Source organism: Amycolatopsis sp. NPDC049691, from assembly GCF_040675005.1.
Classification (GTDB): Bacteria; Actinomycetota; Actinomycetes; order Mycobacteriales; family Pseudonocardiaceae; genus Amycolatopsis.
Map to the genome: position 1 here is coordinate 103514 of NZ_JBFANX010000016.1, position 13381 is coordinate 116894.

Annotated in this window: 13 protein-coding genes; 4 read left to right on the top strand and 9 right to left on the bottom strand. The window is 72.5% G+C overall.

Features of this window, described 5'->3' with window-relative positions; genetic code table 11:
* On the top strand, positions 1-426 hold the full coding sequence (locus tag AB0J40_RS31650; RefSeq protein WP_364460153.1) for a Pvc16 family protein: 426 nt from the start codon (positions 1-3) through the stop codon (positions 424-426).
* Here AB0J40_RS31650 and AB0J40_RS31655 read toward each other — a convergent pair.
* Together AB0J40_RS31655 and AB0J40_RS31660 are read right to left on the bottom strand one after the other, a co-directional pair.
* Positions 423-1706, bottom strand: a complete 1284-nt coding sequence (locus AB0J40_RS31655; protein ID WP_364460156.1) for an ATP-binding protein — start codon at positions 1704-1706, stop codon at positions 423-425. The two genes, AB0J40_RS31650 and AB0J40_RS31655, sit on opposite strands and share 4 nt — an antisense overlap.
* 3 nt (positions 1707-1709) lie before the next feature.
* Positions 1710-2405: a response regulator transcription factor gene (locus AB0J40_RS31660; RefSeq protein WP_364460515.1), complete on the bottom strand. Its 696-nt coding sequence runs from the start codon at positions 2403-2405 to the stop codon at positions 1710-1712.
* 42 nt (positions 2406-2447) lie between these two features.
* On the opposite strand from AB0J40_RS31660, the gene hisN reads away from it, so the two are divergent.
* Together hisN and AB0J40_RS31670 are read left to right on the top strand one after the other, a co-directional pair.
* Entirely contained in the window at positions 2448-3233 is a 786-nt protein-coding gene (hisN, locus tag AB0J40_RS31665; RefSeq protein ID WP_364460159.1) for a histidinol-phosphatase, read from the top strand.
* 135 nt (positions 3234-3368) lie between these two features.
* The gene (locus AB0J40_RS31670) at positions 3369-6626 is read left to right on the top strand and encodes a GH92 family glycosyl hydrolase (RefSeq protein ID WP_364460162.1); all 3258 of its coding nucleotides are present in this window, start codon (positions 3369-3371) and stop codon (positions 6624-6626) included.
* Positions 6627-6649: 23 nt separating this feature from the next.
* On the opposite strand, the gene AB0J40_RS31675 is transcribed toward AB0J40_RS31670, so the two are convergent.
* From AB0J40_RS31675 to AB0J40_RS31695, 5 genes are all read right to left on the bottom strand, one after another.
* Complete coding sequence (locus AB0J40_RS31675) at positions 6650-6910, bottom strand: hypothetical protein (protein ID WP_003105220.1); 261 nt, start codon at positions 6908-6910, stop codon at positions 6650-6652.
* A complete protein-coding gene (locus AB0J40_RS31680) occupies positions 6910-7872 on the bottom strand; it encodes a TNT domain-containing protein (RefSeq protein ID WP_364460165.1) in 963 nt (320 codons plus the stop codon). Before AB0J40_RS31680 ends, AB0J40_RS31675 begins: the two co-directional genes overlap by 1 nt.
* A 109-nt stretch (positions 7873-7981) precedes the next feature.
* Complete coding sequence (locus tag AB0J40_RS31685; protein ID WP_364460167.1) at positions 7982-8911, bottom strand: hydroxymethylglutaryl-CoA lyase; 930 nt, start codon at positions 8909-8911, stop codon at positions 7982-7984.
* Positions 8911-9486: a PH domain-containing protein gene (locus tag AB0J40_RS31690; RefSeq protein ID WP_364460169.1), complete on the bottom strand. Its 576-nt coding sequence runs from the start codon at positions 9484-9486 to the stop codon at positions 8911-8913. Before AB0J40_RS31690 ends, AB0J40_RS31685 begins: the two co-directional genes overlap by 1 nt.
* 85 nt (positions 9487-9571) lie before the next feature.
* Entirely contained in the window at positions 9572-10369 is a 798-nt protein-coding gene (locus AB0J40_RS31695) for a biotin--[acetyl-CoA-carboxylase] ligase (RefSeq protein WP_364460172.1), read from the bottom strand.
* An 81-nt stretch (positions 10370-10450) separates the two neighbouring features.
* Here AB0J40_RS31695 and AB0J40_RS31700 point away from each other — a divergent pair, with 81 nt between their 5' ends.
* Positions 10451-11476: a C40 family peptidase gene (locus AB0J40_RS31700; protein WP_364460175.1), complete on the top strand. Its 1026-nt coding sequence runs from the start codon at positions 10451-10453 to the stop codon at positions 11474-11476.
* On the opposite strand, the gene AB0J40_RS31705 is transcribed toward AB0J40_RS31700, so the two are convergent.
* A complete protein-coding gene (locus tag AB0J40_RS31705; protein WP_364460178.1) occupies positions 11449-12117 on the bottom strand; it encodes a response regulator transcription factor in 669 nt (222 codons plus the stop codon). The genes AB0J40_RS31700 and AB0J40_RS31705 overlap by 28 nt on opposite strands.
* Entirely contained in the window at positions 12114-13208 is a 1095-nt protein-coding gene (locus AB0J40_RS31710; RefSeq protein WP_364460181.1) for a histidine kinase, read from the bottom strand. The genes AB0J40_RS31705 and AB0J40_RS31710 overlap by 4 nt, the downstream gene beginning before the upstream one ends.
* Positions 13209-13381 lie beyond the last annotated feature (173 nt).

A 13381-nucleotide genomic window follows, 5' to 3' on the forward strand; every position in this document is an offset into this window, starting at 1 on the left:
ATGATCGCCCAGGTCGACGAGGCACTGTGCCGGCTGCTGCGGCCCCGCTTGCCCGCGGGAACGCAGATCCGGCTCGACCCGCCGAAACCGACCTGGCAGACGGAGTCGCAGGTGCGGAGCGTGGAGCTGTTCCTCTTCGCACTGCGCGACGCCGTCGGGGAGGGAAACGAGGGGGAAGGGAAGCGCGCGGCCCGGCGCTGCGCGCTTTCCTACCTCGTCACCGCGCGGGCCGGGGCGATCCAGGACGAGCACGCCCTGCTCGACGCGGCGCTGCACGCGGTCCTCGACGCCGGGCGGCTGCCCGCGGAAAGCGCTTCCAAGGTGCGGATGTCGTTGGCCGCAACGGATCCGACGGGACTGTGGACGAGCCTGGGCATGCCCGCGCGAGCCGGGTTCGTCCTGCTCGTCACGGCCGACACCGACTAGCGCGGGACGCGCTCCGCGGGCCACCGCACCTCGGGCACGTCACTCGGCCGCGGCACCTTGAGGAAGAGGCTGAACACCGCGGGCCGCCGGTTCGACAGCTCGAGCCGGCCGCCGTCCGCTTCCACCAGGGCGCGGGCCAGCGCCAGCCCGACGCCGGTCGAGCCGCCGCCCGAAAAACCGCGCTCGAAGATGTGCGGGGCCAGCTCGTCGGGCACGCCCGAGCCCGTGTCGCTGACTTCGATGACGACCGTGCCCTCGGCGTCGCCGCGGCGCGCGGCGACCGTGACCGTGCCCGACCCGTGGCGCAGGGCGTTGTCCAGCAACACGCCGACGACCTCACGAAGACGCCCCGGGGTCGCGCGAGCCATCAGGCCGTCGGCCACCCGCATCCGAAGGTTGCGGCCTTCGGAGCGGAGCAGCTCTCGCCACTCCTGCGCCATCTCGGGCAGCTGGGTCGGCAGGTCCACCGGCTCCGCGCCGACCTCGCGGGCCGCACGGGCCGCCGCCAGCAGCTCGTCCAGTGCCTCGGCGAGCCGGTCGGCCTGCTCCTGGGCCGCCTTCGACTCGTCGGCCACCTCTTCGTCCGGGTGCACGGTGAGCGGTTCCAGGCGCAGCTGCAGCGCCGTCAGCCGGCTGCGCAGCTGGTGCGAGACGTCGCCGACGAGCTGGCGTTCCCGCTGCACGAGCTGGGCCAGCGCCGTGCCGGACGCGTCCAGGGCTTCGGCGACCATGTCGAGCTCGCCGACGCCGTAGCGGCTCGGGTCGGGCCGGAAGTCGCCGCCACCGAGGCGGGACGCGCGTTCGGCGACGTGCCGCAGGGGCTTCGCGAGCCGCCGGGCCGTCGCGATCGCGACCACCGCGCCGGTGCCGACCGACAGCAGCACCAGCAGCACGACGACCAGCGTCACCGTGGTCTGGCGCTCGTGCATCGGGCCGGCCGGGACGGCGATGGCGACCTTGCCGTCGCGGGCCAGGTCGGCCGTCTCGGTGACGGTGTCCGGCCCGGGGTCGTTCCCGTAGCGCTTTTCCTGCTGGTTCGGGACCTGCACGGTGAGGATCCCGTTCGCGGGCACCGCCGCGCGCACCTGGTCGAGGTCGATCGCCTGGCCGTTGGCGATCTCGGTGTCGAGGATCGCCGCCGCCGCGCGGGCGTTCTCGGCGAGCGTCTCGCGGTAGCTCGACTCGATCTGCCAGCTCGCCACGATGCCCAGCGGGATGCCCAGTACCGCCGCGGTGACGGCGACGGCCAGCAGGATGGCCAGCAGGATGCGGCGGCGCACGGCTTATTCGGCGTTGAACCGGAAGCCGACGCCGCGAACGGTCGCGATCCGCCGCTCGCCGTCGTGGGCCTTGCTGGTGCGCCCGGCGGCCTCGTCGGCGGCGATGGCGAGCTTCCGCCGCAGCCACGACATGTGCATGTCGAGTGTCTTGGACGTCTTCGACTCGAGGTCGTTCCAGACCTCGGCGAGGATCTCGTCGCGGCTGACGACCTGCCCGGCGCGGCTCATCAGGACGCGCAGCAGCTCGAACTCCTTGTTCGCGAGCTGAACCTCGTGCAGGTCGACGGTGACCAGCCGCGCGCCGAGGTCCATCCGCACGCCGCCGGCCTCCAGCACCTCGGGCACCCGGCGGCGCAGCAGCGCGCGGATCCGGGCGAGCAGCTCGGCGAGCCGGAACGGCTTGGCGACGTAGTCGTCGGCGCCCGCGTCCAGGCCGACGACGAAGTCGACCTCGTCGGTCCGGGCGGTGAGCATCAGGACGGGCAGCTCGGTGCCGCCCGCGCGCAGGCGCCGGCAGACCTCGAGCCCGTCCATGCCGGGCAGCCCGAGGTCGAGCACGAGCAGGTCGACCTTCTGGGCGGCGGTGGCGTCGAGGACCGAAGGACCGTCGGTGACGACGTGGATCTCGTATCCCTCGCGTTCGAGGGCGCGGGAGAGCGGTTCGGCGATGGCCGGATCGTCTTCGGCAAGTAGGACCATGCTCACCTGGCCAACTCTACGGCGCGCGGGCGTGAAACCATCGTGACCGTGCCTGGCTACGAAGATGATCTGGCCCTCGCCACCCGGCTGGCCGACGCCGCCGACGCGATCACGACGGCGCGGTTCCGCGCACTGGACCTCGCGGTGGAGCGCAAGCCCGACCGCACCCCGGTGACCGACGCGGACACCGCGGTGGAGGACGCGATCCGTGCCGTGCTCGCCGAAGAACGGCCCGCCGACGCGGTGCTGGGCGAGGAGCGCGGCGGCTCGGCGGCGACCGGCCGGGCGTGGGTGCTCGACCCGATCGACGGCACCAAGAACTTCCTCCGAGGTGTACCCGTCTGGGCGACCCTCATCGCCCTGGTGGCGGACGGCGACCCGGTCGTCGGCATGATCAGCGCGCCGCTGCTGGGCCGCCGCTGGTGGGCGGCGACCGGTTCCGGGGCCTTCTCTTCGGACGCCGCCGGCACGCGGCAGCTGTCGGTTTCGAAGGTTTCGTCCCTTTCGGACGCTTATCTGTCCACTACGGACTTGAACTCGTGGACCGAGTACCACTCGCGCGAGAAGTACCTCGGCCTGGTGGACGCGTGCTGGGAGACCCGCGCGTTCGGCGACTTCTGGCACCACGTCCTGGTGGCCGAGGGCGCCCTGGACGTCGCGGCGGAGTGCATCGTGAACCCGTGGGACGTCGCGGCGGCGCAGGTGATCGTCACCGAGGCCGGCGGGCGGTTCAGCGACCTCGACGGCGTGGCGCGGTACGACAACGGCAGCGCGCTGTCGACGAACGGCCGGCTCCACGAAGACGCGCTCGCGATCCTCAAGAGGTAACCGGGTAGGCCGCTCGGCGGGAACTTCTTGACCGGTCCGAACGACCGGTGGTTCACTCCCAGTGCTCGCCGGGTCACCCGGTCCGTTGACAACGTTGTCAGGCGCGGGCGGCCCGCTCACCCCGGGAGGAAGAGCATGCGCAGAGTCGTCACCGCGGCTTTGGTCATTCCCCTGTTCACGGCCATCGCGGCCAGTCCGGCGGCCGCCCACGAGAGCGACCTCTCCGCCTACGTCAACCCGTTCGCCGGCGCGAAGGCCGGCGACACCCCCGAGACCAACACCTACGCCGGCGACACGTTCCCCGGCGCCGACGTCCCCTTCGGCATGGTGCAGTGGAGCCCCGACACGCCGCTGCAGCCCAAGCCGCCCGCCGGGCAGGGCCGGTACTACGCCCGCGACCGCGACGGCGGCTACGCCTGGGAAGAGAACAAGCTCCGCGGCTTCAGCCTCACCCACTTCAACGGCGCCGGCTGCGGCGGCGCGGCGGGTGACGTCCCGTTCCTGCCGTTCGCCGGGCAGGTTTCGACGTCGCCCGCCGTCGACGCGACGAAGTACTTCCCCACCTTCAGCCACGCCAACGAATCCGCGTCTCCCGGCTACTACAAGGTGACGACGGACTCCGGCATCACGACCGAGCTGACCGCGACCCAGCGCTCCGGCCTCGGCCGCTTCACGTTCCCGAAGAACTCGCCCGCCACGCTGCTCATCGACGTCGCGCAGTCGGCGATGGGCAGCGACGACGCCGCCGTGACGGTCGACCCGGCCCGGCGGACCGTCGAAGGATGGGTGTCCTCCGGCCACTTCTGCCGCGGCCCCAACACGTACAAGCTGTACTTCATCGCGTCGTTCGACCAGCCGTTCACGACGTCCGGGACCTGGCAGGACGCCACCGTGACGCCGGGCGGCACCAGCGCCCGCGGCGGCGACCTGAGCAAGACGACCTGGGACAAGCAGGTCGTCACCCCGGACGGCGGCTCCGGTGCCTACCTGACCTTCGACCCCGCCAAGCCGGTCCAGGTGCACGTCGGCGTGTCCTATGTGGACTTGACGGGCGCGCGGCTGAACGCCTTGCTGGAACAGCGGCACGACTCCTTCGACGCGGTCAAGGCACGGGCCCGTCAAGCCTGGAACGACCGGCTGCGGCAGATCACCGTCGAGGGCGGCACGGACGCGGCGACCCGGACGTTCTACACCGCGCTCTACCACACGCTCATGCAGCCGAACGTCTTTTCCGATGTGGACGGTCGGTACGCCGGCTTCGACAAGCAGATCCACCTCGCGAAACCGGGGCACGCGCAGTACGCCAACTTCTCCGGCTGGGACACCTACCGCGACGAGGTCCAGCTGCTGTCGATGCTGGCGCCGCACGAAGCCGCCGACATGGCGCAGTCGATGCTCAACCAGGCGGACCAGGCGGGCGGGATCTGGGACCGCTGGTCGCAGAACAACGACTTCATGGGCGTGATGGGCGGCGACCCCTACCACTCGATCATCGCGAGCACGTACGCCTTCGGCGCCACCGACTTCGACGCGTCCCACGCGCTGAAGTCGATGGTCACCGGCGCCACCCGCGTCCAGCAGGCCGGTGAACGCGCGCTCGAACGGCCGGGTCTCTCGGACTACCTGACGCTGGGGTACCACCCCAACAACGTCTCCGACATGCTCGAGGAGACGACGGCGGACTTCGGCATCGCCCAGCTGGCCCAACGGCTCGGTGCGTCCAGTACCTATCACCAGTTCATGTCACGGGCCCAGTACTGGGAAAACGTCTACAACCCGGCGACGGGCTACCTGCAGACCCGGATGCGCGACGGCCAGTTCCTGTCGCCGTTCGACCCCGCGCAGTACCAGGAAATGCGCTACCAGGAAGGAAACGCGGCGCAGTACACCTGGATGGTGCCCTACGACGTCCGCGGGCTCTTCGACGCGATGGGCGGCGACGACGCGGCGAAGAAGCGGCTCGACTTCTTCTTCACCAAGCTGAACAGCGACGCCAGTTCGCCGTACGCGTTCATGTCGAACGAGCCGTCGTTCGAGGTTCCGTGGGAGTACGCGTACGCGGGCGCGCCGTCGAAGACGCAGGACATCGTGCGCCGCTCGGCGGAACTGCTGTTCAAGCCCACCGAAGACGGCCTGCCCGGCAACGACGACCTCGGCGCGACGTCGGCGTGGTACGTCTTCGCCGCGCTCGGCATGTACCCGGAGGCGCCCGGCCGCGCGGAACTGGTGCTGGCCAGCCCGATGTTCCCGAAGATCACGCTGACCCGGGCGACCGGGCAGCGGATCACGATCACCGCGCCCGGCGCGTCCAGCTCGGTGAAGTACGTTCGCGCGTTGAAGGTCGACGGCAAGACCAGCACCAAGCCGTGGCTGCCGGAGTCCTTCGCGGTCAACGGCGGCCGGCTCGACTTCACGCTCGGCGCGTCGCCGACGTCGTGGGGCTCGGGCGCTTCCGACGTCCCGCCGTCCTTCCGCGACGGCGAGGTTCCAGTGCGCGGACGCGTCGGCCCGGGCCGTGTGGTCGTCGCTCCCGGCTCCGCGACGACGGCCACGGTGATCGCGGAAGGGATCACCGGCGCCGGCACCGTGACGTGGCGGGCGAAGCCGCCGGCCGGGATCACCGTGACGCCGTCGAGCGGGACGCTCACCGTGGGCGCGCACGGCTCCGCTTCCCAGCAGGTGAAGGTCACCGCGGCGGCCGGGACCCCGGACGCGTACACGAGCGTGCCGGTGGAGTTCGGCGATCAGGTACCGGCTCGGCTGCCGGTGACCGTCGGGACGCCGGGGACGCTGCACGCGGCGAACACGAACGTCGGCGTCACGGACGACAAGTTCGTCCAGTACGGCGACTTCGGCGAGACCGACCTCTACCCGGGCGGGTTCGCGTTCTCCTACTCCGCGCAGGGGTTCGCCGCGAACGGCATCACGCCGGGCGGGACGGTGACCGCCAACGGCCAGCGGTTCCGGTGGCCGTCGAGCCCGACCGGGTCGCCGGACAACGTGATCGCGGCGGGGCAAACGCTTGCGGTGACCGCGGCCAAGGGGGCGACGAAACTGTCGTTCCTCGGTGCGGCAACCGGTTCGGACGCGCAGGGCACGGTGACCGTCACCTACACCGACGGCTCGACGCAGCAGGCGCAGCTGGGCCTGTCGGAGTGGCTGCTGAAGGGTGGAGCGGAGACGCCGCAGTTCGGGAACACGGTCGTCGCGAAGGTGCCGTACGTGAACTCGGCGTTCCCGCGGTACATGTTCCGGCTCCAGCGGCCGTACACGTCGTACCTGTTCGCGACGGCCCCGATCGCGCTCGATCCGGCGAAGCAGGTTCGCAGTATCACGCTGCCGACGTCGACCGGTTCAGGCGCGGCGCACGTCTTCACCTACGCGGTGAGCTGACCGGCCTGCCCGGGTCGTGCGCGTCACGACCCGGGCAGCAGGCCGACGGCGCCGCGGGCGACCTGCGCCCAGGCCAGCCTGCCGAAAAGGTAGTGGCACGCCACCTGCTCGCTGGTGAACCGCGCCCAGTCGTAGCGGTTGCCCTGCTCCCGCCAGAAGACCTCCCACGCCTCGTCCTCGCCCTGCATCAGGCACCAGGCGTTGTCGACCTCGGCGCCGAGCGAAACGACCTCCGGCGGCACGCCCAGCACGCCGAGCCAGCGCTGGATCGACTGCGTGTTCATCAGTCCTCATCCCCCTTGGCCTCGGCGAGGTAGCCGAGGGTCACCAGTTCGTCGGCCGCCAGCAGCGCACGGTACCGGGTGCCGCCGCCGACCTGGCCGAACCAGTTCGCCGTCTCCGACCGCCACATCGGCACCGCGCGCACCACGACGTACCGGCGGTACTCGGCGTCCAGCATCCCGGGCGGCAGCGAGCGTTCCGCGAAGGGCGTCCCGTCGGCGAAGAACACGCGGCCGTACGCCGGGCCGAAGCGGTCGAGCACGGTGTTGGCCGGGACCATCACCGGCTCGGCGTGGTCGACGCCGCCCTCCGGGTAGTGGTCGCCGGGCGGCCACGCGTATTCGGGCCCGAGTTCGCTGTGCCCGACGACGAACCGGCGGATCCACACCGCCTGCGTCGCGTGCGCGTACGGCACGTACCCCTCGGTCAGGTGCCGCGGCACGGGCCGCGACGGCGCGGTCGGCGAGCGGCGGAACCCGGCGGTCACGTTGGTGAGCGCCTGGTCGTCGAAGATCAGCCGGGCGTCCGGGTGGTCGTTCGGGGCGAAGCCCTCCGGGTCGTCGGGCAGCGGCAGCTGCAGCGCCGGCTTGTCCATGGCCACCGGCAGGTGCCCGATCGGGAACATGTGGACCAGGAACAGCGCGACAACGCTTTCCCGTTCCGTGCGCGGCGACCCGAGCGGTGGCAACGGCGCCGGCGAACCGGGGCTGAGCGGCGGCCCGGCGACCGGCGGTGGCGGCGCGGCCGGCGCGGGCGCCGGGGGCACGGGCGGAGCCGGGGGCAGCGGGAACGGCGGCAGCAGCGGCGACACCGCGTGCGGCCACGCCGCCGGGTTGCCCGAGGGCGGGGTCGGCGCCTCTTCGAAGGCGCCGGAATCCGTCAGCCCGTACTCGGGCACCCGGATCGGCCCCGTGTCGAGGTCGGCCTCGACCGGTTCGGAGCCCGCCTCGGAAGGCTCGGTCACACCCATCCTCCGGCTCGGTCGGTGCCCGCGGGCACGTGGTGTTCGACGCGGCCGCGGTGCTGCCGGTCCCCCTTGATACCGCACCCCACGGGAACGGGTGCGGGCGAGGTCAGCTCAGCGCGGCGACCACGCGGGACGGGCTCGGGCGGCCGAGCTGTCCCGCCATCCACGTGCTGGCCGCCACCAGCGCGTCCAGGTCGGCTCCGTGAGCGATACCCAGCCCGTCGAGCATCCACACCAGGTCTTCGGTCGCCAGGTTCCCCGTCGCCGACTCGGCGTACGGGCAGCCGCCGAGCCCGCCCGCCGAAGAGTCCACAGTCGACACTCCACATCGGAGCGCCGCGAGCGTGTTGGCCAGAGCCTGTCCGTAGGTGTCGTGGAAGTGCACGGCCAAAGTACCGACATCGCCGAACAGGCCGATCAGGTTCTCCACCTGGCCCGCGGTCGCGACGCCGATGGTGTCGCCCAGCGAAAGCTGCGAGCACCCCATGTCCAGCAGACGGCGGCCCGCGTCGGCGACCTGCTTGGCGGGCACGGCGCCTTCCCACGGGTCGCCGAAGCACATCGAGAGATAGCCGCGCACCTCGACGCCCGCCTCCCGCGCCCGCGTCACGACCGGCTCGAACATCCCGAACTGCTCGTCGAGCGAGGAGTTGAGGTTCTTGCGCGCGAACGTCTCCGTCGCGCTGGCGAAGATCGCGATGTGCTCGACACCGGCGTCGAGGGCCCGGTTCAGGCCCTTCTCGTTCGGCACCAGCACGGGGTAGCGGACACCTTCGCGGCGGTCCAGCCCGGCGAGCAGCTGCTCGGCGTCGGCCAGCTGTGGCACCCACTTCGGGTGCACGAAGCTGGTGGCTTCCAGGGTCGTCAGGCCGGCGCCCGCGAGCCGGTCGAGGAACTCCAGCTTGACCTCGACCGGGACGATGGTCTTCTCGTTCTGCAGGCCGTCCCGCGGGCCGACCTCCCAGATCGTCACCCGCTCCGGCAGCTCCCCCGCCGAGGGGACCCGCTCCGGCAGGCCCAGTTCGCGCGTGCCCATCAGCGGCGACGGTCGCCGCGCGGCGGCCGCCCGCCCTGCGGCGGCAGCGGCTCGGTCTGCTGGGGGCCCGGGCGGTAGTCGTCGTACGGGTTGTCGTTGACCTCGCGGTAGATCACCGTGTGCACCTTCTCGACGTGCGGGATGTCCTCGAACCGCAGCGGCTCGTCGGACGCCGACTCGATGATCAGCGTGCCGCAGCCGAAGACGCGGTCGAGCAGGCCGTGCTCGAACTGGACGCTGTTGATGCGGCCCATCGGGATGTCGATGCCGGTGCGCTTCAGCACGCCTTCGCGGGCGATGAGGCGGTCGGTGGTCACGATGAAGTGGGTGGTCCGCCAGCGGACGAGCGGCGCCAGGAACAGCCACACGATCAGCACGAGCGCCACGACCCCGATGGCGATCAGCCCGACCGAGTTCCACGGCGAGGACGCGTCCTTCGCCAGGATCGCCAGCCAGGTGCCAGCACCCAGGGTGACCAGGAACACGAGCGTCGGGAAGATCAGCATCTTGAAGTGGGGGTGACTGTGCACCACGACGTGCTCTTGCTCGCTGAGCAAATCGTCCGGATAAGCCACGGCGGACGCTCCCAAGGTCGGTGCGGCGGTGTCGCCTCACCGTACCGGCGAGACGCCCGGCCGGTGAGTGCAACGCCCCGAAGAATCAGGCCGGGCGGACGTGCACCACGTCACCCGCGAAGACGGTGTGCCGCTGGCCGCCCGTCATGTCGACCTGGAGCTGGCCGGCGGCGTCGATGTCGGCGGCGCGCCCGGTGAGCGACGTGCCGTCCGGCAGCTGGACCTCGACGTCCTGGCCGAGGGTCGAGCAGTGGGCGCGGTAGTCGCCGAGCAGGCCGGCCTCGGTGAGGTCGCCGCCCGCGAGCCGCCACCGCTTCTCCAGCTCGTCGAACTCGGTGAGCAGCGCGATCGCGACGTCGGTGCGGTCGGTGTTCGTGGCGCCCAGCTCGGCGAGCGACGTCGCGGGCAGGCCGCCCGGGCCCGGCTGGACGTCGCCGAGCGGCAGGACGTTGAGGCCGATGCCGAGCACGATCGACGGCGGATTCCCGGCGACGGCCTCGGCGAGGATCCCGGCGCACTTGGCCCCGCCGGAGAGGACGTCGTTGGGCCATTTGAGCGTGGCGTCCACCCCGACGGACGCGGCGGCCGCCCGGACGGCGAGCCCGGCGACGACGGAGAGTGAGCCCAGCGCGGTGAAGGGGACCTCCGGCCGCAGCGCCACGCTGAGGTACAGCCCGGCGCCCTTCGGGGAGCTCCACTGCCGCGCCCGCCGGCCGACGCCCGCGGTCTGCTCCTCGGCGAGGAGAACGGTCCGGTCCGCGGCGCCGTCTTCGAGGGCTTTCCGCAGGTCGGCGTTGGTGGAGCCGGTGCGCTCGACGACGTCGACCTGCGCGTACCGATCCTTGAGTGCCGAGGTGAGACGGGCAGCGTCGATCTCAGTCATGTGTCCACCATATGAGAGTCCCCCTAACGTGCAAGCTACTCAGTCGTTCACCAAGAGGTGCGCTCTTCTAAGTTGGAACCCGTGACGACCAAGCCGACCTCCTGGGCTCGCGGCGCGGCCCTGCGCGGCCTCGTCGCGCTGCCGCTCGTCGCGGGTCTGGTCACCGCCGGCTGGCTGCTGGCCGACCGGTCGCCCGAGCCCGCGCCGGCGGCCGCGCTGCCGGTGGCGCGCGACGCGGCGTCGGGCCCGTCGGTCCTCGAGGTCAGCGCACCGGTGAAGGCGCAAGAGCCCGGCCAGGGCGCGTCCGGCCAGGGCGGCAAGAGCCCGCTGCAGCAGTGGGCCGACCAGCTGGCGGGACCGCTGGACATCCCCGCGGCCGCGTTGATCGGCTACGCGAACGGCGAGCTGGCGCTGCGCGGCGAAGACCCGTCGTGCCACCTCTCGTGGGTCACGCTGGCGGGCGTCGGCTCGGCGGCGTCGGACCACGGCCGAAGCGGCGGGAACCTCCTGGGCCTGACCGCGGCGCAGGCCAAGAAGTACGGCGGCGAAGCCCCGGTCGCGGCCGGCCGGGCGCTGTGCGCGGGCGGCACGGACCTCGGCGCGGGCCCGGGCTGGTGGAAGGCGATCGCGGCCTACCACCCGGGCAGCGACACGGAGCTGTTCCGCCAGCGCGTCCTCGGCATGGCCCAGCTGTACGCGACGCTGTCGCTGGACCCGGCGTCGGCGTCGTCGCCGCGGGTCCGCGCGACCCGGTTCGCCCTGGGCCAGCTCGGCCTCCCGTACGTCTGGGGCGGCAACGGCCCGGACGCGGGCGCGGCGGGCTTCGACTGCTCGGGCCTGACGAAGGCGTCGTACGACAGCGCCGGGGTGTCCCTGCCGCGGACGGCGGACAGCCAGTTCCGCGCGCTGCCGCCGGTGCCGGCCACGCAGGAGCCCCGCCTGGGCGACCTGGTGTTCTACGGCAGCCCGGCCACGCGCATCCACCACGTGGGGCTGTACCTGGGCAACGGCTTGATGATCAACGCGCCGACCGAGGGTCAGGCGATCCAGATCCACACGTACCACTCGAAGGGCGACGACTACGCGGGCGCGGGCCGCCCGGCCTGACGCACCAGCCCGGACTCGTAGGCGAACACCACGAGCTGCGCCCGATCCCGCGCCCCCAGCTTCGCCATGGCCCGGTTGACGTGCGTCTTCGCGGTCAGCGGGCTGATCACCATCCGCGCCGCGATCTCGTCGTTGGACAGCCCCCGCGCGACCAGCGCGACCGCCTCGCGCTCCCGGTTGGTCAGCTCCGCCAGCCCCACCCCGGGCACCGGCGGCTGCGTCACGTACCGGTCGATCAGCTTGCGCGTGATCGACGGCGCGAGCAGCGCGTCGCCCCGGGCCGCGACGCGCACGGCGTGCAGGAAGTCCTCCGGCCGGATGTCCTTCACCAGGAACCCCGCCGCGCCGGCGCGCAGGGCCTCGAAGACGTACTCGTCGAAGCCGTAGTTGGTCAGGATGACGACGTGCACGGCGGCCAGCGCCGGGTCCGCGGCGATGCGGCGGGTCGCCTCGAGGCCGTCGACGCCCGGCATCCGGACGTCGAGGAGCACGACGTCCGGCAGGTGCTCCAGCGCGAGCGTCACGGCTTCGCCGCCGTCGGCGGCTTCGGCCACCACCTCGACGTCGGCCTCGGCGTCGAGCAGCGCGCGGAACCCGCTGCGGATCAGCGGCTGGTCGTCGGCCAGCAGGACGCGGATCATGCCGGGTCGTCCACGGGGAGCTCGGCTCGGACGCTGAACCCGCCTTCGCGGCGCGGCCCGGCGTCGAGCCGGCCACCGAGCGCCGTGACGCGCTCGCGCATCCCGGTCAGGCCGACGCCCGGCACACTGTCCACAGTGGACTTCCCGTCGTCGTCGACGCGGACGACCAGCGTGCCGGGCCGGTGGTCGATCCGGACCGACGCGGTGGCCGCGGCGGCGTGCCGGGCGACGTTCGTCAGCGACTCCTGGACGATCCGGTAGGCGGTCCGGCCGACCGCCGCCGGCACGTCGTCGCACCGGCCTTCGACCGTCAGCCGCGCGTCGAGACCGCCGGAGCGGGCCCGGTCCACGAGGTCCGGGACGTCGTCGAGCCCGTGCGGCGGGTTCTTGCCGTCGTCGCGGAGCGCCTCCAGCGTCGCACGCAGTTCGCGCGCCGCGTCGCGGCCGGCGTCGCGGATCGCGAGCAGGGCTTCCGGCACGTCTTCACCTCGCTTGGCCGCCAGGTGGACGGCGACTTCGGCCTGCAGCTTGATGACGGAGATCTGGTGGGTGAGCGAGTCGTGCAGCTCGCGGGCGATGTGCAGCCGCTCCTCGTCGGCACGCCGTCGCGCGGTCTCCTCGCGGGTCCGTTCGGCTTCGTCGGCGCGCCGCTCGGCCTGGCGCAACGCCTCCCCCGCCGCGCCGGCGGCGATCAGCCACGCGATCTGGAGGACGTCACGGGACTGCGTGAACGCCTCGCCGGTCGTGTGCAGGCCCGTGGCCAGGATCGCGAACGGGACCGCGCCGAGCATCAGCACCGAAGCGACCACCGCGGCGACGCGGTGTCCCGCCCGGACCGCGGCGTACACCGCGAAGAGGTACGCGACGACGGGCACTTCGAACCCGGCGACCTGGTAGCCGAGCGCGCACGCCGCGGTCACCGCCAGCACGACGACCGGAGCCCGGCGGCGCGCCACCAGCGCCAGCCCGCCCGCCACCAGGAGCGCGTACCCCAGCGGGTCGAGGGCCGTGGGCACGTGCCGCGCCGAGAGCCCGGCGATCAGCAACGCCGCCGCCACCCCGGCGGCGACCACCCCGTCCACGACCCGCATCCCCGCACCCTAACCGGATGTTCCGGGCGGCGAATCCGGCTTGAAGAGCATTCGCGGACTACTGCGGGCGCGGTACATCCGCGGTTCCTGCGGCGGCCGTGGCAGCGCGAAGTGCCCGCGTCCGCACGACGACGGGCGGCGGGTCCGGCGGACATGCTTCCCGGACACCGAAA

Excerpts from the sequence above, each read along its gene's own strand:
- AB0J40_RS31660 (WP_364460515.1), bottom strand. The coding sequence starts at position 2,405 with ATGGTCCTACTTGCCGAAGACGATCCGGCCATCGCCGAACCGCTCTCC.
- AB0J40_RS31685 (WP_364460167.1), bottom strand. The coding sequence starts at position 8,911 with ATGGGCACGCGCGAACTGGGCCTGCCGGAGCGGGTCCCCTCGGCGGGG.
- AB0J40_RS31705 (WP_364460178.1), bottom strand. The coding sequence starts at position 12,117 with ATGATCCGCGTCCTGCTGGCCGACGACCAGCCGCTGATCCGCAGCGGG.
- AB0J40_RS31670 (WP_364460162.1), top strand. The coding sequence starts at position 3,369 with ATGCGCAGAGTCGTCACCGCGGCTTTGGTCATTCCCCTGTTCACGGCC.
- AB0J40_RS31675 (WP_003105220.1), bottom strand. The coding sequence starts at position 6,910 with ATGAACACGCAGTCGATCCAGCGCTGGCTCGGCGTGCTGGGCGTGCCG.
- AB0J40_RS31695 (WP_364460172.1), bottom strand. The coding sequence starts at position 10,369 with ATGACTGAGATCGACGCTGCCCGTCTCACCTCGGCACTCAAGGATCGG.
- AB0J40_RS31710 (WP_364460181.1), bottom strand. The coding sequence starts at position 13,208 with ATGCGGGTCGTGGACGGGGTGGTCGCCGCCGGGGTGGCGGCGGCGTTG.
- AB0J40_RS31650 (WP_364460153.1), top strand. The coding sequence starts at position 1 with ATGATCGCCCAGGTCGACGAGGCACTGTGCCGGCTGCTGCGGCCCCGC.